Raw genomic sequence first — 20,670 nt, 5'->3', positions numbered from 1 at the left:
AATGATTTGTATTACCAAAATCATAATGAAATTTCTTTTATAGTTTAGGGATATTTAATAAACTATAAAACATCAGCGTGTTTCCTAATACCAATGAAGTAAATTACAAGTGTAAATAATATTTGAAGCAAAAATTCACTAACTATTATCGAGAGAGAAACACCAACAACTCCAGGGCTAGGACTTATAAAGAAAAATGGAGCTAATGCGGGTTCTTCTACAGCTAAAAACCATAGACTTGTATAGATTATTTGCGGCGTAAATATTAGTAAATAATAATTTTTAATAAACATGGAAAACGCTAGCCCCATGCAAACATATGCACTAGCAAATAATCCTCCTATAATATAAAAAACTACAGTGTATAAATAGGGTGATATGCTTAATAAATCCGAAAAAAGAGAACGGATATCTCCTTGAAATATAGTATCAGGAAGATAAATTGTTCCATTTACTAAACCTTTATAGCTAGTGGCATAAGATGTATAATCCCAGTGATTTGTAAACAAGTTAACAAGTATTACACCCAAACATAGAGGTAGTACGAACATAAAAAAAGCAGTAGAAAAAGTAGTAGCAAACTTTGCTATGTAATATTTTCGTCTATCCATCCGCATAAAGATAAAATGTTGATAGCCGCTTTTTCTTTCACGAAAAATTGAGTCCGCAAGTGCAATAGAAATCAACAATGGAAATATTAAATAATACAATTGAGATGCGAAATTATTAGTAAAACCTAGCCATTGTTTATGTGGAGAAACAAAAATTAGCACATTCTCTACAATATGTTTTTCATAGTGTTGATTATAAATCCTCTCTGTTAATCGATACTCTTCGTTATGTTCTGTTACACCTATAAGCACTGCACTCACAACAATAAGGACTAATGTACAACCACTAAGATAAAAGTTTTTATTTTTAAATAGTTTTTTGTACTCAATAAGCATTGATATCCTCCTATTCAAAGACAGGGTTGTCCTAATCCTTGAATAGACAACCCCATCTAGACGATAGATTAAAGAATTACAATGATGTTTTATCAAAAGACAATAAACCACAATGAATTTTCTTTCTAATAGTTTTTCATGCGTAATCAGTAAAATTTATACGGTTATTTCGTTAGGGTTAACTTTTATTAATTTCTATTAAACGGAATTGATTTTACCTATTTTTAATTCCTATTTGTCGGAAAGCATGTGCATTTTATCTTGTGTCTGGATAAAAGCTTCCTGCAATTTCTACTTTAACATGTACGCTTTTGTTATTTTCTGCAACAAGATTTACATCGTTACCTACAGCACTTTGATCTACTGTAAAGAAATGTGTAGTATTATCATTAACCTGTGTAACCGTTGAAGAGACCTTTTTCCCCTTAGCATCTCTAATCCACATACTTGCTGTGTAATTACCGCCAACTATAGAGTTTTCAACTTTTGATTGACTATTATTGTCCTTTGTCCCTGTTGCTAAATATATGTTCGCAGAAAACCTCGGCAATTCCTTCGCATAGGTGATAGCACTCGTCCCTGCACTTGCTATACCTGCACTAACCAATAAACCTAAAGCACAAACTGTTGTTGCTAGTCTTTTCTTCATAAAAAACCAACTCCTTCATTGTATTTTGATGAGAATAAACCAAAGTCAACACCACAACTAAGCAAAAAAAAACAGGTCATAGATTACTGCATTCTCTAATTATCAATTATTATAAAATTTAAAATTTTTAAATTTCAATATTTTTTTGCAAAGTAAACCAAAATTTTTACATAAAAATTCAAAAAATTTTTAAAAAATAGGTAGGTTTTGGAAGGCTATATTAGGACCGATATTTTGATAGAATTTGCACAAATAGCCATACAAAAGCCCGAAAGTCAAAAGTGACTTTCGGGCTTTTTCCTTACGATTATTTAGTAAATAGTGCAATAAGCTGACGAGAACGTTTTCTTCCGAGAACGGCTTCCACTTCACTTAAAACATCTTTTGGAATACCTAAAAAGAGCCATGAAAATGAGAATTGCTCTAGATAAGGTCGAAGCTTTTTCACTTCCGACGTGCTAATTTCAAAACCTTCGGCACGTGCAATGGCAACTACTTCTTTATCTGTACTTTGAGATAATTGCTGTAAAAATTGAATACTCACAACCAATCCCTCCTTTTAAGTTTTGTTTTCTTTACAAACAATGCACATTCATTTATACTTACAACTTGTAAATCGTAATGATTTTGAATTAGAAAGAAGCGATCATGCATGAAAAAAACATTAATTGACATTGATAATGTGTCATTTCAATATGACTATACACAAGTATTGAAAAATATCTCGTTTCGTGTGGAAGAAGGAGATTTTTTAGCACTCCTAGGTCCTAATGGCTCAGGAAAATCAACGTTACTAAAAATTATTTTAGGTTTATTAAAACCGATGTCTGGTGAAATAAAGTTGTTTGGAGAGCCTAGTACAACGTTTAAACATCGTGAATGGATAGGCTACGTTTCCCAAAAATCTAATGCCTTCAATTCTGGTTTTCCAGCGACTGTACAAGAAGTAGTCATCAGTGGACTAACAAAAAAATTAGGGCTATTTAAACGTCCTACAAAAGATGTCAAAAACAAAGTGTATGAGGCATTAAAGGCAGTCGGAATGGACGCCTTTATGAATCAAAATATCGGAGAACTGTCTGGTGGACAACAACAGCGTGTCTTTATTGCTCGAGCTTTAGTAAGTGAGCCAAGATTACTGATACTGGATGAACCGACTGTCGGCATCGATCACGAGAATGTGCAGTCCTTTTATGATATGCTGGCGAATTTAAATAGGGAACAAGGAATTACGATGATTCTTGTCACTCATGATGTTGATACAGTATCCAACCGCATTAGCCATGTTGCTTGCCTCAACCAAACGATTCATTTCCACGGTTACAAAGACGAATTTGATTCTATTTCTCAGGATGCGCTTGACGCTTGGTACGGCCATTCCGTGAGAAAGATTCATTAGAAGGAGAAGGCACAATGATTGAAGCAATTTTACACTATGAGTTTTTACAAAATGCCTTTTTCTCTGGCTTATTGATTGGCATCATTGCACCTTTACTAGGTGTATTTATAGTAGTTCGCAGACTATCATTAATTGCAGATGCTTTATCCCATGTTACACTTGCGGGTATTGCTGGTAGCTTGTATGTAAGTCAGTCTATTTCTGCATTTGCAATGCTCAACCCTATTTACCTTGGCATTGTTGCCTCAGTTAGTGGTTCAATATTAATTGAGCGCTTACGTCGACTGTATAAGCACTATGAAGAGCTTGCCATACCGATTATTATGTCTGGTGGAATTGGGATTAGCGCGATTTTTATCTCACTCGCGAGTGGCTTTAGTACCGATTTAATGAGTTATTTATTTGGCTCAGTTTCGGCTGTCTCAAGGCAGGATTTATGGGTCGTGATTGGCATTGCTATTGTAGTTATTATCTTTTTATTTTTATTCTTTAAAGAACTTTTTGTGCTATCTTTTGATGAGGAATATGCGAAAGCCAGTGGTCTACCGGCACGGTGGGTCCATCTGTTGTTTATGATCGTAACAGCGCTTGTCATTGCAGCAAGTATGCGCATCGTGGGCATTTTACTTGTATCTTCTTTAATGACATTGCCGGTTGCCGCAGCAATGCGTCTTGCAAAGGGCTTTAAGCAAACGATTATTTATGCAATTGTATTTGGAGAGGTAGCTGTGTTAATTGGATTAGTAAGTGCATTTTACTTAGATTTAGCACCAGGTGGTACAATTGTAGTGACTTCAATTCTTATCTTATTACTTGTAATCATAGGTAAGAAAACGATGTTAAAGCTATCAGCAAAACAAGGGGAGGCAGCACAGTGAATATTTCAAGAGCGTGGGAAATTTTAAAAGAAAACGGCTATAAAAAAACAGATAAACGTGAGTTAATTTTAAATATGTTTGCAGAGACGGATAAATATTTAACCGCTCGAGATTTATTAGATGTGCTGAAAAAAGATTTCCCAGGTATGAGTTTCGATACAATCTATCGCAATCTCTCAACGTTTGTTAAGCTTGGCATATTAGAAGAAACGGAGTTATCCGGCGAACGAAATTTTCGCATGCATTGTGAGTCTGAACATCATCACCATCATTTCATATGTATGGATTGTGGCAATGTGAAAGAGCTCAATCTTTGTCCAATGGAGATGCTTGGTGAAAAGCTTCCTGATTATGAAATCGAAAATCATAAATTTGAAATATACGGTAAATGTCCAGATTGTAAACATGAAACCCTGTCAAATTAATATTTGACAGGGTTTTCTTATTTATTGTGAAGGAGTAATGTTAGAAGGAAAGGGCATAAGAAGACTATTACTATCTTCTTACAATACGGATAGCATCTATTTTTTTACAGTCAATAATAAGTGGTGTTGTAGAACCTGCTTCTAGGAAATAAGCACAGCAATTTCTTGCATTAAAGCTCACGAAAGTCAAACCAAGGAAACTAAGGCCGCCTGTTAAGAAAACATCTATTACAGTGCCAACTTCTAAACATTTTAATTGCTCACAGATACAGCTTCTGCAGTGATTCATTGGTTTATGACCTTTTTCTTCTTTGCACTCATGTTGTTTCTTTTGGTGACAGTTACAAGGTTTATGACATTTACAAGGAGCCCAATTCATATGCGTAACATATCGTCTATCTTCCATTGATACTACCTCCTTTCTATAATTAATGTAAAGCTATTGCCTTACACTTATAATCTATGTTTTGTAAAAGCAAGGAGGTTGGTAATATGTCCGATAGACACTAAAAAAACTATTTTTTTCTTTAATAAAATGCTTTGTAAGTTTATTTTATTTTGTAAATGTATGTTTGTACCAATGGCATTGTCATAGAGATAGAAGTCTATCATTGGGAAAATAGAAAGAATTTTTAGAAGAAGACAGTACATATAAATTATAGAGGGGAGCAAACATGCCATTGCTTCAAAAAAAACGACGAATGATGCTGTTTTAAGCAATCATTCGTCGTTGAATATTATTATTGGTGTTTTTGTTGGAATGCTACCATAAAGTCGCGTAGTGCTTCACAAGTTTCTAATGGAACAGCATTATATGTTGATGCACGGCAACCGCCTACTGAGCGGTGACCATTTAGTCCAATAAATCCAGCTGCTTTTGCTTCTGCAAGGAATTGTTTTTCTAGTTCTTCATCAGCGACGCGGAATGTGATGTTCATTAATGAACGACTTTCAGGCGTTGCATGACCAGTGTAAAAGCCATTACTGTTATCAATCGCATCGTAAATTACTTGCGCTTTTGCTTCATTAAGTTTCGCTATTGCCTCAACGCCACCTTTAGCATCTACCCATTTTAATACTTCACCTAACATATAAATACCAAATGTTGGTGGCGTATTGTATAACGAGTTACCATCAGTATGTGTTGTATACTTTAGCATTGTTGGAATGTCTTTGTTCGCTTTTTCTAATAAGTCTTTACGAATAATAACGACAGTTACACCAGAAGGACCAAGGTTTTTTTGCGCACCAGCATAAATGATACCAAATTTGCTGATGTCAACAGGTTTAGATAAAATGTCACTCGACATATCTGCTACTAAAGGAACATTGCCTGTTTCAGGGAATTCCTTCCATTGTGTACCGTAAATAGTATTGTTTGATGTGATGTGCACATATGCATCATCTTCATTAAACTGAATATCTGATAATGCTGGAATGTTGCGATATTTATTTTCCTTTGTGCTTGCTGCTTCAACAGGAGTACCGAATAATTTTGCTTCTTTGAATGCCTTTTCAGCCCATGAACCAGATAAAACGTAACTTGCTTTTTTATCTGCTTGAAGGAAGTTCATCGGCACCATTGTGAATTGCAGGCTTGCCCCACCTTGTAAAAATAGTACCTCATAGTTTTCTGGAATTGCATAAAGTTTTTTTAATAGAGCAATTGCTTCATTATGTACTTCGTCAAAAATTGCACTACGGTGGCTCATTTCCATAATAGACATACCTGAATTACGGAAGTTTACTAATTGTTGTTGAGCATTTTCTAAAACTTCTAGCGGTAGTGCAGAAGGACCTGCGTTAAAATTGTATGCACGTTGTGTCAAAGTGGTACACTCCTTGTTTTGTTTAATAAAAGCACTTTACTGGATTATAACTTAATTTTCAAGAGAAAAAACAAAATTCTCAATATTTTATTTATGTAGGATGAAAATGAGCATTTTAGTGTCAGGCACGCACACAATTCGCACACAAATCATGATTCGCTTGATGCATTTTTCTGAAATACTACATAGACAAAGAAATTTCGGTATACTATCGTTAAGTAATGAAAAGGGGTGTTTTTATGTTTACAGTAGACCAAGCAAGTCTAATTGTCGTGGATGTGCAAGGAAAGTTGGCAACGATTGTAGATGACAGCGAAACAGTTATTCAAAATGTGTCAAAACTTGTACAAGGTATGCAAGCACTGGATGTTCCGGTATTATGGTTGGAACAAAATCCAAGTCGATTAGGTGGTACTGCACTAGAAATCGCAAAGCATCTTCAAGGGAATCCAATTGCTAAAATGGCTTTTAGTGCATGCCAAGAAGAAGAGTTCATTGAGGCAGTTAAAGCGAGTGGACGTACGCAATTTATTGTAACGGGTATTGAAACGCACATTTGTGTCTATCAAACAGCAAGACAATTGAAGGAGCAGGGGTTTGAAGTTGAGGTAGTTGTTGATGCTGTATCTTCTCGTACTAAAGCCAATAAGGAAATAGGAATAGATAAAATGAAGGCATTAGGCATTTTACCAACGAGCACTGAGATGATTTTATATGAGCTTTTACAAAGAGCAGATCATACACATTTTAAAACGGTGCTACAACTTATTAAATAACAAAAAATCGCAACAAGACGATGCGTTTTAGAGTGTCGATATAGGCTAGGGTGAAATTTGAAGCAGTGGCAAAGGTGTTTGTAAATTTGCTATTTACAATGATGAAGAACTTAGCTTCTTGCTCTTACAATAGATCCAATTTAGCACATAATAAGTTGATGGTAGCGGAGGCGGTAACCTGCCGCAGGAACGCACGCATTATAAGACGTAACAAACCACGCGTTTGCGAGGCATGCGTCTTACTACGCCATAGCGGACATCAACTGCGCAGGAAAAAGTGTTAGATTGATTTTTAGTCAATCTAACACTTTTTCCGTTTATCGCAGCCTCTAAATATTTAAGCAGGCATTTCAGTTGGTGTTGGTTTCGCGTAACCATTTTTGTACGTCTCATCAATCGTTTGACGGATTTCTTTCAAGCTCATGCCATCTTTATGCATTTTTGCTGACTGTAATGCAATTTCCAAGCAAACGCCACAACGTGTACCATGATCGTCCCAGACGATTGTGCCGTCTTCACGCTTTTCCTGAATGAAGCAATTTAAATTGCTTTTATGACCTGCGGATTCACCACAGCCACAGTAACATGGCATCCACTCTAAAATGTCTGTTGATTGCCCGGCAATTTGGTAAACTAAGCGAATATTTTCAGTTTGGCTATCTAAAAATGATGGTAATACATCGGCACTAGCTGTTTCTTCCTGAATGTCTCCTGAAACATGAGCATGTCCATCATGTGAAGCCTCATCTTGTGAATCATTCGGATTTTCCTTAATTGCTTTATCTGTCCCGCAAGCACTTAGTACGAGTAACAATAACGTAAAAATGGATACAAGTTTTTTCAAAACAAACGCCTCCTACATGTTTACAATATTTCCATTATAACATTGTCCCTGTCAATATTTATAGCAGACAAGGACGATTTTTAATGAAATATATCTAAACCTCGTGTTTTGTTCATTAAAAGTTCCATTTTTTCGCCTAGTAATTTTTTTAAGAAAAAGCCAAACAGTATAAAAATTAGCCAAAAGCCTAATAAAAATGCGAGATCTACCCATGCCTTTTGCCAAATGATGCCACCGACTGCCTCCCGCATCATTTCAATTGCATAAGTAAACGGTAAAAACGGATTGATTACTTGGAAAAACTTTGGTAATAACTCTACTGGATAGGTGCCTCCAGAACCAGCAATTTGCAAGACCAACATAACGATTGCTAGCGCCTTTCCGACATTTCCAAATACGGATACTAGCGTGTAGACAACAGTTATAAAGACAAAGCTAATGATTAGACCAAAAATAATAAAGAAGTAGGGCGCACTAATAGAAACATCTAATAATAAAGCATCGCCAATTGTAATAATCAATGTTTGGATAAATGAGATTGTTGCAAATGTCAGTAATCGCCCAAAGTAAATTTCACGAATACTATATTGTTGGTTGTCGTGTATATTTACCGCAAGTAGTGAGATAAGTAATAAACAACCTACCCAAATAGATAGCACCGTATAAAAAGGCGTCATTGCTGTTCCATAATTCGCGATTGGGAACATTCTATGTTCTTCTAGTTGTACAGGTTCTTCAAAGAAATTCCGTTCAGCATCGACATCGTTCTTTAATAATTGAACAATTTCAGATATATCGGTTTCATTTTCTAATGTTCGAAGCTTATTAGCAAGCTCCGTAATTTTTTTACTTAGCGTTGGGAAGTCTGACTGAATTGTAGAAATCGCCTTATTGGCTGTTACTAGCGTATTTTTAGCATTGCTTAACCGTTGTTGCGCCTGTGGAATTGAGCTTTGAACCTTTGTTAGCATTGTTGATGCATTCGTTAATGTATCTTTCGCACCATTCAAAGTTGTATGAATTTGCGGCTCCAGATTTTCTGAATAGTAGCTAAGAAATTGTTTCAAATTGTCGGCAGCATCTTGGGCAATTTTTTGGACTTCAGCAATATCTTTTTTTATCTTTTCCTCATCGATATTATTTATTTGACGTACTTTACTTGTTATATCCGTTAATAAAGCATTTAGTTGACGTAATGAAGTGAGCGCACCCGTCGAAGAGTCGGTAATGGTAGGATTAGCTCGTAACGCTCCTTGTATAGACTCCAATTGCTGAATAATAGCTTTATTATCATCGTTAGAGCTGTTTTGTTGAAGTGATGTAATAACATTTTGAAGCGAATTTTCAAGTTGTTTACGAGATGTTGCATCTGCCTGTGTGAGTTTTTGTAAAGCCTCCAAAGTCTGAATGCTACTGTTAACTTTATCTAGCGAAGACGTTAATTGTTGTTGCAGTTCGTCTTTTGACTGTTCTAATGTCGATGTATCTGATGTAACATTTTGCAATTTTTCTAAAAGATTTGTGAATTGCTGTGCAATTGTTTGCGCACTTTCTAAATCCTTTTTAACGATTGGCGAGAGCTGATTGAACAGTGTATCGGCTTCATTGATTAGCTTTAAACCACTTTGAATAGTTGTAAGACCGTTATTCGTAATTTTCTCTATTTCAGGCATTTCACTGATAGTAGTGTCTAACAATTTTTCAGCATCTTTTCCACCTGTTGCAGTTTTTGCTAAAAAGGACTCAATATCAGGTAAATGTTGTTCAATCGTAAAAATATACTGTTCAAACTTTTTAAAGTCTGGCAGTTCATGCTCTATTTCAATGCCAATTGTATTGAACATCGAAAAAAGGGTACCATTTACTGTTGATATAAACTCACTTGAAACTTGTTGGGTAATAACGCCAGCGCCTTTACTCGTAATTTTAGGGGCAATGGGATTGATTTTTTCGTTTACATAGTAGTCAATATGCGCTTTTGTCGGTTCATCTGTCAGAATGGATGTTAGCTTCTTGGAAAAGTCACTAGGAACGATAAGTACTGCAAAATAGTCTCCATTTTTTAATGAATCAAGCGCTTCTTGCCTAGGGGTAAAATACCAGGAAAAACTATTATTTTCTTTTAAATTAGTCATTAATTCCTTTCCTATATTTAGATTTTCTCCTTTAACAGTTGTCCCGTCATCTTCATTTACTACAGCGATTTTCATATTGGCAGTATGAGCGTATGGATCCATGGAAGCGTAAATATTCAGCCATGCATAAAGAGAAGGTAAAAAAATGAGACCACCAACGATAACAGCAACTACCCAGTTAGATAAAATATTCAAGATGTCACTTTTGTAAATTCGAAAGACATGTTGGAAAGTGTGTTTCATAGTTAAATTTCACTCCAAATTCATTTTGAGCTTATAGTAGTATGTTTCCATAAATGCACTAAATTATGTTTGAATAGTTGGAAAATTTAATATGAAAGACTAATTAGTTTACTAGGTTCTAAAAACACTTTATAATCAATCCCAAATACACTAAAAGTAGGACATTTTTGTGTTAAATTGGAGGAGTTTAATTGAAAAAATTACTAATTATTGGATCGGTTATTGTTGTATTATTTGCAGCAATTATTGTGCTTACCAATGTATCGAACAAAAACAAACTTGCTAGTGCAAATAATCCGTATGGTGACAAAAAGTTAACACAAGAAACAATCGATCAATTAGATGATGAAAATTACCAAAATATTATGTTGCCTGATGAGCTAGAAAAGAAAATTAAAGCAGGAGAAGATGTGAACGCATACTTCTTTAGTCCAGTTTGTGTACACTGCCAAGCATTTACACCTGTATTAATGCCGATTGCAGATGAACTTGGTGTAAACATTGCTCAATTAAACGTATATGAATATACAGATCTATGGGATAAGTATGATATTGAAGCAACACCAACTTTCATTCGTTTTGAAGATGGTAAGGAAGTAACACGCTTTGTAGGTGCTTTAGCAGAACAAGATTTACGCTCTTTCTTAGATAAAGAAGTGTTAAAAAAATAACGCTTGTAAGAGACTGATCCAAAGGAAATATTGGACAGTCTCTTTTTTTATAGGATTGCTCCATAATAATATAAGGTGAGCTCACGAACACGCTGAGTGATGGAAGTGGGCATGTTAAATAAAACGTAGTTTGTTTACAATACGGAATATGTATAATGTATACTATAAAGACTGTAAAGTTTTAAACTGGAGGAAATTTGTATGACAATGGATGATTACTTTTATAATGGAGAGCTGATGAAATGTTATGAAGCTGCTCTGCAAGTAACAGAAGGACCAGAAAAGGCTTTAGCTATTAAATATATAACTTTACTAGAGGAGTACGACTTTGCTACATTCCCTAAGCCAACACATTTAGTAGAAATACAGCATAAGGAACGTGCGAATGAAAGTTACCCTGAATCCGATGCCGTTTTAGAAATACGTGCTCTAAAAGATGAAGCTGCATTTTCTAAGCGTGTTAAAGAGCTTGAGGAAATAGCTAAAACAGGGACAGCAATTGAAAAAGCACAATCATTTTTCACACAGGGTGAGCTGTTTTTATTTGCACATCATTATAATGAAAGTGTCCATTGCTTCAAACAAGCAGTTAAAGAAAATCCGAACAAGGCTTTATACTGGGGAATAACAGGTCAAACAATGCATCGTTTTGGCTGGATGCCTTTTGATGCACTTGGTTATTTGGAACAAGCCATTAATTTAGATCCAACGAATGCACGATGGAAGTGGAATAAAGCTCTTGTACTCATTCAAATTGCAAAAGATTTACAGATGGCTCCCTTTATGGCCAATGCAGCGATTGCATTAGAAGAAGCGATTGCTTCTTGCGGCGAGCACCAGCGTTCATTAAAAGATGCTATTCAAAATACAATTGATAATATGGATAGTTATGTATTCTCATAAACAGATGCATAATAACATTCTTTTTTAATTTATAAGACCGAAGCCAACTCGAAAAATTCGAGTTGCCTTCGGTCTTTCTTTTTTAAAATGGAAAAATACTAATATTGGAGAGGGTTATAATAGGAATTTAGTAATTCCATAAAAATTTCATCGTTGCTCAATAAAGACTATATACAAAATTTTCTTTTGATTGAAATTTAGGTATATCATGGTAATCTATTAGTAGAATATTAGCTTTATATTATATATAAATAATGAATTACTTATGGGCAAAGAGAAGGTAGGGGTCATCTTGTGGGAAGTAAATAAACAATATTCTTTTTTGAGGCAAGGGATTCAATACATTATATACTCCATTGTTATTTTGCTAATTATCGGTTACTGGAGTGAAGAATTTTACGCAATTTTTGGAAAGCATAATTATGTTTCGATTCATTTGCTAATGGAAATCCTTATAATTGTTGTAACAATGACAATTGCAATACAGTCGTGGTTAACGACACCTTATATATTATCTAATAAGACTTTATACATAGGTGCTTTATTTTTAACTTGTAGTTTTATTGAAGTGGCACACGCACTTGCTTACAAAGGGATGCCATTTTTTATTTCGGAGAGTTCTAGTTATGCCGCAACATGGTTTTATATAATTGGTAGATTAGTATTATCTTGTGGAATTCTAGGCATTTTTTGTCTAAAGGAAAGACCTATTCAAAAAAATACATATCGATGGTTTATTTATAGTACGCCTTTATTTGTAATTGTTGCTTTAGTTATGCTGATATACGCGCCGAATCCTTTACTACCGCCACTTGTTATTGATGGTGTTGGACCAACAGCTTTGAAAAATTCATTGCAGTATATAGCAATTGTATGTCAGATCGCTATCATATTCATATTATTAAAAAAATTTAACGATGCGCCTAAAATCATTTTTCTATTACTCGGGAGTGCTATTTATTTAATAATTAGTGATATTCTTTTTACAATATATCGAGACGTCTACGATATTAAAAACTTTTTAGGACACGTTTTTCAATTGAGTTCATTTTATCTTCTTTTTAAAGCAGTTTATTTCTCCTCTATAGAAAAGCCGTTTCGGGAATTATTAGAAATGCAAAAACATCTAGAGAAATCTAGAGAAAAGATGCATCACATGGCTTATCATAATGAAGTTACAAATTTACCAAATGAACGTTTTTTAATGGAATCTCTAAAAAAAAAATTATACAAAACCAAAGGCAATAAGGCTATTTTGGCTGTAGAAATTGAACGGTTTTCAGCGATTAAAGCTTCACTGGGCAGTTCATATGCAGATAGATTGCTCAGTATGGTGGCACAAAGGTTGAAGGATACCTTACCTGAAAAATATTTATTAAGCATGCTACGAGAAGATTGTTTTATTGTTTTTATTGATGAGGTGAAAAATACACAACGTATTATGCAGCTTTGTAAACAACTGCAGGTGGCCATGTTGGAGTCTTTCCAAATCCAGCATTTTTCATTAAATGGGAATTTAAATATCGGGATATCTTTATTCCCCACAGATGCCTATAAGGAAGAGGAGCTCGTAAGGTTTGCCGTTTATGCGATGCATGAAGCTAGTAAAGTGCCTTCACGCATATTATTTTATGAAACTTCAATGTCGAGCGATATTACCGAGAAACTTATTTTAGAAAATGATTTACATCATGCAATAGAAAATAATGAGTTATTGCTGGAATATCAGCCACAGGTTGATTTGCAGACTGGGCAAATTCTATCTGTAGAGGCATTGGTCCGTTGGCAACACCCTCGCAAGGGGATGATTTCACCCGGCATCTTTATTCCGATTGCGGAGGAGTCGGGTATAATTATTCCGATTGGACAATGGGTGTTAGAAACAGCATGTAAGCAAGTGAAGGAGTGGGAGCGAGCAGGGTTACCTCCCATCAAAGTTGCGGTCAATCTTTCGTTAGGACAATTGTTTCAACAAAATATAGTAGAGATGATTCAGCATGTCCTTGAACAAACAGAATTAGATCCAAAATATTTACAATTAGAAATTACAGAAAGTATGACGATCAATATAGATCATATGACAATGATTTTACATCAGTTAAAAGCGCTTGGTGTTACGATTGCTGTAGATGATTTTGGTACGGGGTACTCATCATTATCCTATTTAAAGGACTTTCCAATTGATTGCTTAAAAATTGATCGTTCCTTCGTCCAAAAAATTCAAAGCGATGATACTGATAAGGCTTTAGTCGATATGATATTATCAATGGCTAAGCATCTCCGTTTAAATGTAGTTGCCGAGGGTATTGAGGAAGTAGAGCAGCTTAATTATTTAGTAGCTGGTCATTGTGAAACAGTACAAGGCTTTTTATTTAGCAAGCCATTACATCCAGCATTTTTGCAAGAAAATTATCAAATGCTTCAACATAATGCACAAAATATTTTGGAGAAATTACATGTGTAGTTCGGAGTGAATAAAAACATATTAATAGACTATACATGTTTGTTGAAGTGGAAGGTGCGACACTTCAGCAGGAACTGTACATGCCGTTAGAACAAAAGAGTGGTAGATTGACTAAAATCAATCTACCACTTTTTTGTTGTTGATGTCCGCTATGGCGAATGTTTCCGCGGGAACACAGTAAGCCACTGCTGATTGTTAACGTGCGAGGTACCCGTATCATAAGTTTTGTGCTGTTCTGAGCAGGAGATAGATCCCCTTCGCTTCAATCACCTCAACAAAAGGCATAAAGAGCAAACTATTGTGTTTTGTATTAAAAATATAATTTTGGTTAGTACTATAACGAATGCTATTTGTAAGATTATAGCGGCGTTTACGAGATAAATGTATTGCAGGATAAGGAATGAAAGAATGGAGTTTTGACGATGGATATTATGCAAAAAGCAATAGAGTTGCACAAGGAAGCACGAGGGAAAATGGAGATTGTTGCAAAGGTGCCAGTACAGGATACATATGATTTAAGTCTAGCTTATTCACCTGGCGTTGCACAACCATGTATCGAAATCCAAAAGAATCCGCAAGCAGTTTACGATTACACAATTAAAGGAAATCTCGTTGGCGTTGTTACGGATGGGACTGCAGTTCTAGGTTTAGGTGATATCGGCCCAGAAGCAGCATTACCTGTAATGGAAGGGAAAGCAATTTTGCTAAAGCGTTTTGCAAATGTTGATGCATTTCCTATTTGTCTCGCAACTAAGGATGTGGATGAGATTGTCAGAATTGTTAAGGCAATTGCTCCAACTTTTGGTGGCATTAATCTTGAAGATATTTCAGCTCCAAGATGTTTTGAAATTGAAAATCGTCTTCGTCAAGAATGTAATATTCCAGTATTCCATGACGATCAGCATGGAACTGCGATTGTAGTAGGAGCGGGCTTAGTTAATGCAATGAAAATTGTTAACAAAAAACCAAAGGATATGAAGGTAGTTATAAATGGGGCAGGTGCTGCGGGAATTGCAATTTTACGCATGTTAATACAAGTGGGATATAAAAATGTAGTGATGTGTGATACAAAGGGGATTATTTATAATGGTCGTAAAGAAGGAATGAATAGCATCAAAGACCAAATTGCAAAAATCTCAAATCCGCTAAATTTAAAAGGGACATTAGAGGATGCCATTGCAGATAGTGATGTTTTTATTGGTGTATCAGTAGCCAATTTATTAACAAAAGGTCATATTGAGTCAATGAACAAAAATCCGATTGTTTTTGCCCTAGCAAACCCTAATCCAGAAATTACCTATGACAATGCGAGAGCATGGGGCGTTCGTGTCATGGCGACTGGTCGCTCGGATTACCCTAATCAAGTGAATAACCTTTTGGCGTTTCCTGGGATTTTCAGAGGCGCATTAGATGTTCGGGCCACAGATATAAACGAGGCAATGAAGATAGCAGCAATAGAAGCTATTGCATCATTAGTTTCTGAAAAAGATTTATCAGAAGAATTCATCATTCCAAAATCAATGGATGAGCGCGTAGCAAGCGTTGTCGCAAAAGCTGTTAGTGATGCAGCAATTGAGTCAGGCGTATCAGTATTATTACAATAACCTCCACAGCCAAACCTTAACGTTGTCCATTTCTTTCTATTCAACAATCATGGTATGATAGAGAAGAAATGATTTGTTGAGATAAGGACGGGTTTTTATCATGGCACAAGAAGTAGCAAATAAATTTATTGAAAATGTATGTAATCATTTAGTACGTAATATGAATATTGAAAAGGTCGAGCAACACTTTAATCAGACGATTGAAATGCAACGTCAATCAGCATTATCAAAAACGGATTTTTGGGATATGCTGATGGTGAATATGCTGTATTTCACTGATAATGAGCAAGTTTGGGAAAATGAGCTTATCAATATGCTAGAAAAAAAACAATGGTTAAAACCAGCAGTACTTGAAGAGGAATTGCTTATGCATCAAATGCGGATTCGTCAGCAAGTAGCTGAACGGATGGAGATGGCAAAAGAGTTATTCCATCAACAATATGAAACAGAAGGCTTATCAGAAGAAGATATTATCTATGATTACGCATATAGCTCTGCTGGCCATTCGATGCGCATGGATTTACTAACAGTACTTGTATCAACGCCTGCGCAATCAAAAGTATTATTTGACGCTGATCCACAGGAAACACTCCGCATCATTAACGGTTATATAGCCTATCATACGGACGGTCTTATATCAAAAACAAACTTAAAATAAAGTGCCAGGCACTCAAACAATTCTGAATTTTTCTAGCAATTTATTTTTAGTAACCAAGTAAAAATCCACGGAGACTCCTGAGGGGACGCTCATACATAATCCTCAACAAACCGCGCACAGCGAGAGTTGCGGCTTACGTGTGTGCCAGCGGGAAGCGAAGTGGATTTTTCATATTAATATGAAGTGCCAGTCACTCAAACAATTTGGATACAATTTTAAATTCCATCCCATGGCTAATAGATGAATGAATATATAACTAAGTAAAAATCCACGGAGACTCTTGCGGGAACGCATTCAGCATAAGACGCAGCAAACCACGTACAAGCGAGGGTTGCGGCTAATGTGTGTGCCCACGGATAGCAAAGTGGATTTTTACGCTTTAGAAAGCCAGAAATTAATCTTTATAAAAAACAACATCTGTGCAGGATAATCGGGCAATATGATAAAATAGGACTGAGTTTACTTGAAAGGAATTATGTCCATGAATACACCATTTACATTTAAACATACACAACCAACAAATATGGACCCGTCTAAAAAATATCCAGCTATTTTTCTATTGCATGGCATGGGTAGTAATGAGGATGATCTACCGCAATTAGTACAAGAATTTCAAGATCAATGTCATATAATTAGCGTAAGAGGTCCTATCACACAAAAACCTGGTTATGCCTTTTTCACAATTCAGGAAGTTGGAAAACCAGATCGAGCTATTTTTGACAAAGTGTTAATTGCTCTTCAACGCTTTATGTTAGAAGCTATTGAAGAGTTTCAAATTGACCCTCACAAGGTATATGTACTTGGATTTAGTCAAGGTGCTGTTTTGGCACAGTCATTAGCTTTTGTTATGGGCAATTTAATTACAGGCGTTGTAGCATTAAGCGGATACACGCCAAAATTTGTCACTGAGGAGTATGCAATTCGTACAGTTAATCATCTACGTGCCTTTATTTCTCATGGCGATTATGATTATGTTATTCCATCTCAATGGGGCGTTGAAAGTAAGGAACTATTTGAACAATTCGGTGCAACTGTTACATTCAAACAATATCCAGATGGACATGGTGTTACGCCGGAAAACAGACAAGATTTAGTGATGTTTTTAACACAACAATTACAAGAGAACATGCAGTAACGATAGAAAATAAACGGCATCGGGAATAAACTTCTCGATGCCGTTTAATATTTATGCTTTATTTAGAAAGACTGCGGTCCTTATCCGTTACAGCCGCAACTGCATCGTGGATTGTCGTTTCGAAATGATTGCTTTGCAGTGAAGATACGCCCTGAATTGTCGTTCCTCCTGGAGAACATACTTGATCGACAAGTGCCCATGGGTGTTCTTTTGATTGTAAGATCATTTTCGCACTGCCTAATACAGCGTTCGCTGCTATATCAAGTGCCATATTTTTAGGCATACCTTCGCGCACAGCTGCTCGAGCTAATGCATCAATATACATATAGGTGAAAGCGGGTGAAGCCCCACCAATTGTCGTAAAGATGGAGAATAGGTGCTCAGGTACTTCAATAATCGTGCCAATTGTTTCAAATAATGTTGTAATGAGTCGAAGTTGTGAATCTGTCACCTGCTCATTTGTAGTGTAGCAACTTGTTGATGCGCCAATGAGGGCATTGATATTTGGCATAACGCGAATAATTGGTGTGGACTCTGAAAGGTAGCCTTGGAAGTAGTTGAGATTTTTACCAGCCGCAATGGAAACAATCATATGCTTTTCTTGTAAATGGTTTTTAACTTCTGGCAAAACATCAGGTAACATTTGTGGTTTTACACCTAAAATAATGACATCACAATTTACCATCAGTTCCTTGATGGAAGTTGTCGCTTGTATGCCATAAGAGGTTGCAAGTTTAGTTGTTTTAGATTTTGTACGATTATAGCCATATATATAAGAGGAATCAAAATCTCCGCTATTGCACATTCCTTTTATAATGGCTGTGGTCATATTACCTAGACCAATAAATCCGTATTTCACGTGTTAGACACTCCTTCAATTAAATAGAACATACCTATTAGTATAGAGCAGATTGTTTTTCTTGAATAGCATTATGCAGGAAAGAAGGCAATTAGGTTCAAATTCATGCTAGTCGGTGGTATCATAGAAGAAGTTGTGATTTGGCTTAAACCTATTTCATTCATGAAATCATGTACTTTATGTGAACTTTGAGACATAGCTGCCCTAAAAGGGGTAAAATAATAATTTGATAAGTTGAATGCAAAAAATGTCTCTTTCTATCGAAGGACGCATATAGAAATTATAATAGAAAAGGAATTAAGAGGAATGGAACAAAATCTAAAAACGGATCAAAATCCACAAACTGTAGAAAAGACAATAGAGAAACACTCACTCTCTAATGTTTTAGCACAAACAGTTAAAACAGGTATTATAAAATCCAATTTAATTCCTATGTGGGCTGGCTTAACGCTAGGGATGTATAAAAATAAAATGACGCTTTTGGACAATATACCAGAAATCATTTTTGCAACAGTTGGTTCAGCACTTGTTATCGGTGCTGCCGGTGCGTTTAATAATGTGTATGACCGTGATATAGATGCCATTATGCCACGTACGAAAAATCGTCCTACAGTAACAGGTGAAATGTCAGCAAAAACAACGATGATTTTAGCAATCGTTATGCTAATTGTTGGAATAGGTGTATTAGCATTAGCTTCACCACTAGCAGCATTATTTGGTTTTATTGGTGTCTTTTTATATGTTGTACCGTATACAATGTGGACAAAACGTCGCACAATTTATAATACCGAAGTAGGGAGTATATCAGGCGCAGTACCACCTTTAATTGGTTGGGCGGCTGTATCTTCAGATATTACACACCCAGCTTTAATGGGTCTCTTTTTTGTCATGGTCATATGGCAAATGCCACACTTTTATGCGATTGCTATTCGAAAGCATGCAGATTATGAAGCGGCCAATGTTCCGATGTTACCTGTAATAAAAGGGATGCGTCGTACTTATTACCAAACGAACTTTTATTTAATATTGCTAATATTATCTAGCTTTTTATTTGGTTCCTTAAGTATGGGTATTATGCTTGTAGCACTTATATTAAGTGTCGCATGGCTTGCAATGAGCATTTACGGCTATCATAGCAATAAAAATCAAGAGAAGTGGGCGACAAAAATGTTTGTGTTCTCACTTTTGCATATGACAATTCTCTTCTCAACAGTTATTATTTATTCGCTAGCTGGGGTTATATTTAAACTATATTAACTGTTGTTATAGGTGAAACTAAATAGAAAAGCCAACAAGTTATTCTAAGCTTGTTGGCTTTTCACTTTCAACAGATATAATTTGACGATTCGGCCATTCGAGTGCGTGAAGTCGTCCTCCGAATACAGCTCCACCATCTATGCCGATAATATTATTGTCACCAAAATAAACATCGTAATTTGTTGGGTCTTGATGCAACTTATAAGTAGGGGTATGCCCAAAAATCACCGTTTTCTCTCCATCATAGCCTGTATGAAATTCTTCTCGAATCCATATAAGTTGTAAAGGGTCTGTGTCCGTCAATGCTAGGCCAGGCACAACGCCGCCATGTACAAAAATGGCATCTTCTAACTCTATATAAGTTTCAAAAGTTTCTATAAGCTGTAAATGTTCCTCGAGCTTCGGTAATGTTTGAATGTAACTAGGTAAGGTATTGTTGACAATAACGTCTTCAAAATCTTCCACATGATAGCCATAGCTGGCAAGTGTTGCATCTCCGCCACAGAGCGAAGTCCAATGATTCCAAGCTTTTGGAATCCCTGAACGACAGGCTTTTAGCATAATGGCTTCATGATTTCCTAGTAGAACCCGTGCACCGGTTGCTTGTAGTTCCGCAACTATATTTAAAACGCCACAAGAAGCAGGACCTCGATCAATATAATCCCCAAGTAAAAATAGCTCATCTTGTGTTGCATCGAACTTTACCTTTAGCAATAATTCTTCCAAAAGTTCTAGTTCTCCATGTATATCACTAATTGCTAGTATACGTGTCATAAAAAAGCATCCTTTCCAGTATAACAGGCGTTACTTTACATTATAGAGAAGAATCTTACAAAATTCGACTTTTCTCATTTATTAATGACGGCACAAATACCTGAAACGTAACCATTTTAGAGGTTTATGTTCATTCGATAACGCTTCTTCTACAAATTATCGCCTTCTTTTATCTTATGTCAGTGAGAGTTTGAGCATTTAATCGTTTGTCTATAGATTT

20 protein-coding genes are annotated in these 20,670 nt (G+C 35.8%); 11 read left to right on the top strand and 9 right to left on the bottom strand.

From position 1 onward, the window contains the following. Nucleotides 1-62: 62 nt before the first annotated feature. The 3 genes from ACIP9C_RS10900 to ACIP9C_RS10890 all read right to left on the bottom strand — a co-directional run bounded on the left by ACIP9C_RS10900 (nt 63) and on the right by ACIP9C_RS10890 (nt 2,140). Nucleotides 63-947, bottom strand: a complete 885-nt coding sequence (locus tag ACIP9C_RS10900) for an NADH dehydrogenase FAD-containing subunit (protein WP_401010460.1) — start codon at nt 945-947, stop codon at nt 63-65. 256 nt (nt 948-1,203) lie between these two features. Next, the gene (locus tag ACIP9C_RS10895; protein WP_401010459.1) at nt 1,204-1,596 is read right to left on the bottom strand and encodes a hypothetical protein; all 393 of its coding nucleotides are present in this window, start codon (nt 1,594-1,596) and stop codon (nt 1,204-1,206) included. A 307-nt stretch (nt 1,597-1,903) separates the two neighbouring features. Beyond that, nucleotides 1,904-2,140 carry an endonuclease IV gene (locus ACIP9C_RS10890; protein ID WP_401010457.1) on the bottom strand — a complete coding sequence of 79 codons (237 nt, stop codon included), beginning with the start codon at nt 2,138-2,140 and terminating at the stop codon, nt 1,904-1,906. 108 nt (nt 2,141-2,248) lie between these two features. Here ACIP9C_RS10890 and ACIP9C_RS10885 point away from each other — a divergent pair, with 108 nt between their 5' ends. From ACIP9C_RS10885 to ACIP9C_RS10875, 3 genes are read left to right on the top strand one after another with little or no spacing between them, the layout of a single operon-like run. After that, the gene (locus ACIP9C_RS10885) at nt 2,249-2,995 is read left to right on the top strand and encodes a metal ABC transporter ATP-binding protein (RefSeq protein ID WP_401010455.1); all 747 of its coding nucleotides are present in this window, start codon (nt 2,249-2,251) and stop codon (nt 2,993-2,995) included. Between the two features lie 14 nt (nt 2,996-3,009). After that, nucleotides 3,010-3,873: a metal ABC transporter permease gene (locus ACIP9C_RS10880; RefSeq protein WP_401010454.1), complete on the top strand. Its 864-nt coding sequence runs from the start codon at nt 3,010-3,012 to the stop codon at nt 3,871-3,873. Next, a complete protein-coding gene (locus ACIP9C_RS10875) occupies nt 3,870-4,298 on the top strand; it encodes a Fur family transcriptional regulator (RefSeq protein ID WP_401010452.1) in 429 nt (142 codons plus the stop codon). The genes ACIP9C_RS10880 and ACIP9C_RS10875 overlap by 4 nt, the downstream gene beginning before the upstream one ends. A 70-nt stretch (nt 4,299-4,368) precedes the next feature. On the opposite strand, the gene ACIP9C_RS10870 is transcribed toward ACIP9C_RS10875, so the two are convergent. Both ACIP9C_RS10870 and serC read right to left on the bottom strand, forming a co-directional pair. Continuing rightward, a complete protein-coding gene (locus ACIP9C_RS10870) occupies nt 4,369-4,704 on the bottom strand; it encodes a hypothetical protein (RefSeq protein WP_401010450.1) in 336 nt (111 codons plus the stop codon). A gap of 334 nt (nt 4,705-5,038) precedes the next feature. Continuing rightward, nucleotides 5,039-6,127 (bottom strand): 3-phosphoserine/phosphohydroxythreonine transaminase, encoded by a 1,089-nt coding sequence (serC, locus tag ACIP9C_RS10865; RefSeq protein ID WP_401010448.1) that lies wholly within the window; start codon nt 6,125-6,127, stop codon nt 5,039-5,041. 239 nt (nt 6,128-6,366) lie between these two features. Here serC and ACIP9C_RS10860 point away from each other — a divergent pair, with 239 nt between their 5' ends. Continuing rightward, nucleotides 6,367-6,903 (top strand): hydrolase, encoded by a 537-nt coding sequence (locus ACIP9C_RS10860; RefSeq protein WP_401010446.1) that lies wholly within the window; start codon nt 6,367-6,369, stop codon nt 6,901-6,903. A gap of 337 nt (nt 6,904-7,240) precedes the next feature. On the opposite strand, the gene ACIP9C_RS10855 is transcribed toward ACIP9C_RS10860, so the two are convergent. Both ACIP9C_RS10855 and ACIP9C_RS10850 read right to left on the bottom strand, forming a co-directional pair. Continuing rightward, nucleotides 7,241-7,747: a PCYCGC motif-containing (lipo)protein gene (locus ACIP9C_RS10855; protein WP_401010444.1), complete on the bottom strand. Its 507-nt coding sequence runs from the start codon at nt 7,745-7,747 to the stop codon at nt 7,241-7,243. Nucleotides 7,748-7,827: 80 nt separating this feature from the next. Continuing rightward, nucleotides 7,828-10,125, bottom strand: a complete 2,298-nt coding sequence (locus ACIP9C_RS10850; RefSeq protein WP_401010442.1) for a YhgE/Pip family protein — start codon at nt 10,123-10,125, stop codon at nt 7,828-7,830. Nucleotides 10,126-10,316: 191 nt separating this feature from the next. Between ACIP9C_RS10850 and ACIP9C_RS10845 the strand changes: the two genes are divergently transcribed. The 6 genes from ACIP9C_RS10845 to ACIP9C_RS10820 all read left to right on the top strand — a co-directional run bounded on the left by ACIP9C_RS10845 (nt 10,317) and on the right by ACIP9C_RS10820 (nt 17,560). Beyond that, a complete protein-coding gene (locus tag ACIP9C_RS10845) occupies nt 10,317-10,796 on the top strand; it encodes a thioredoxin family protein (protein WP_401010440.1) in 480 nt (159 codons plus the stop codon). A 201-nt stretch (nt 10,797-10,997) separates the two neighbouring features. Beyond that, a complete protein-coding gene (locus tag ACIP9C_RS10840; protein ID WP_401010439.1) occupies nt 10,998-11,699 on the top strand; it encodes an O-linked GlcNAc transferase in 702 nt (233 codons plus the stop codon). Between the two features lie 292 nt (nt 11,700-11,991). Further along, on the top strand, nt 11,992-14,163 hold the full coding sequence (locus ACIP9C_RS10835; protein WP_401010437.1) for a bifunctional diguanylate cyclase/phosphodiesterase: 2,172 nt from the start codon (nt 11,992-11,994) through the stop codon (nt 14,161-14,163). Between the two features lie 422 nt (nt 14,164-14,585). Continuing rightward, nucleotides 14,586-15,767: an NAD(P)-dependent malic enzyme gene (locus ACIP9C_RS10830; protein WP_401010435.1), complete on the top strand. Its 1,182-nt coding sequence runs from the start codon at nt 14,586-14,588 to the stop codon at nt 15,765-15,767. A 100-nt stretch (nt 15,768-15,867) separates the two neighbouring features. Next, nucleotides 15,868-16,425 (top strand): hypothetical protein, encoded by a 558-nt coding sequence (locus tag ACIP9C_RS10825; protein ID WP_401010433.1) that lies wholly within the window; start codon nt 15,868-15,870, stop codon nt 16,423-16,425. A 481-nt stretch (nt 16,426-16,906) separates the two neighbouring features. Then, complete coding sequence (locus ACIP9C_RS10820) at nt 16,907-17,560, top strand: alpha/beta hydrolase (RefSeq protein ID WP_401010431.1); 654 nt, start codon at nt 16,907-16,909, stop codon at nt 17,558-17,560. Nucleotides 17,561-17,618: 58 nt separating this feature from the next. Here ACIP9C_RS10820 and proC read toward each other — a convergent pair whose 3' ends face one another. Continuing rightward, nucleotides 17,619-18,419 carry a pyrroline-5-carboxylate reductase gene (gene proC / locus ACIP9C_RS10815; RefSeq protein ID WP_401010430.1) on the bottom strand — a complete coding sequence of 267 codons (801 nt, stop codon included), beginning with the start codon at nt 18,417-18,419 and terminating at the stop codon, nt 17,619-17,621. Nucleotides 18,420-18,725: 306 nt separating this feature from the next. On the opposite strand from proC, the gene cyoE reads away from it, so the two are divergent. Then, on the top strand, nt 18,726-19,676 hold the full coding sequence (gene cyoE, locus ACIP9C_RS10810; protein ID WP_401010428.1) for a heme o synthase: 951 nt from the start codon (nt 18,726-18,728) through the stop codon (nt 19,674-19,676). Between the two features lie 39 nt (nt 19,677-19,715). Here the strand turns inward: cyoE and ACIP9C_RS10805 are convergent, their stop codons facing one another. Then, nucleotides 19,716-20,450: a metallophosphoesterase gene (locus ACIP9C_RS10805; RefSeq protein ID WP_401010426.1), complete on the bottom strand. Its 735-nt coding sequence runs from the start codon at nt 20,448-20,450 to the stop codon at nt 19,716-19,718. Between the last annotated feature and the right edge of the window lie 220 nt (nt 20,451-20,670).

The sequence above is a fragment of the Lysinibacillus sp. NPDC093210 genome, assembly GCF_044753985.1.
Lineage (GTDB): Bacteria > Bacillota > Bacilli > Bacillales_A > Planococcaceae > Lysinibacillus.
Note: the sequence above shows the minus strand (reverse complement) of the source record. Positions and strands in the feature narration are given on the sequence as shown.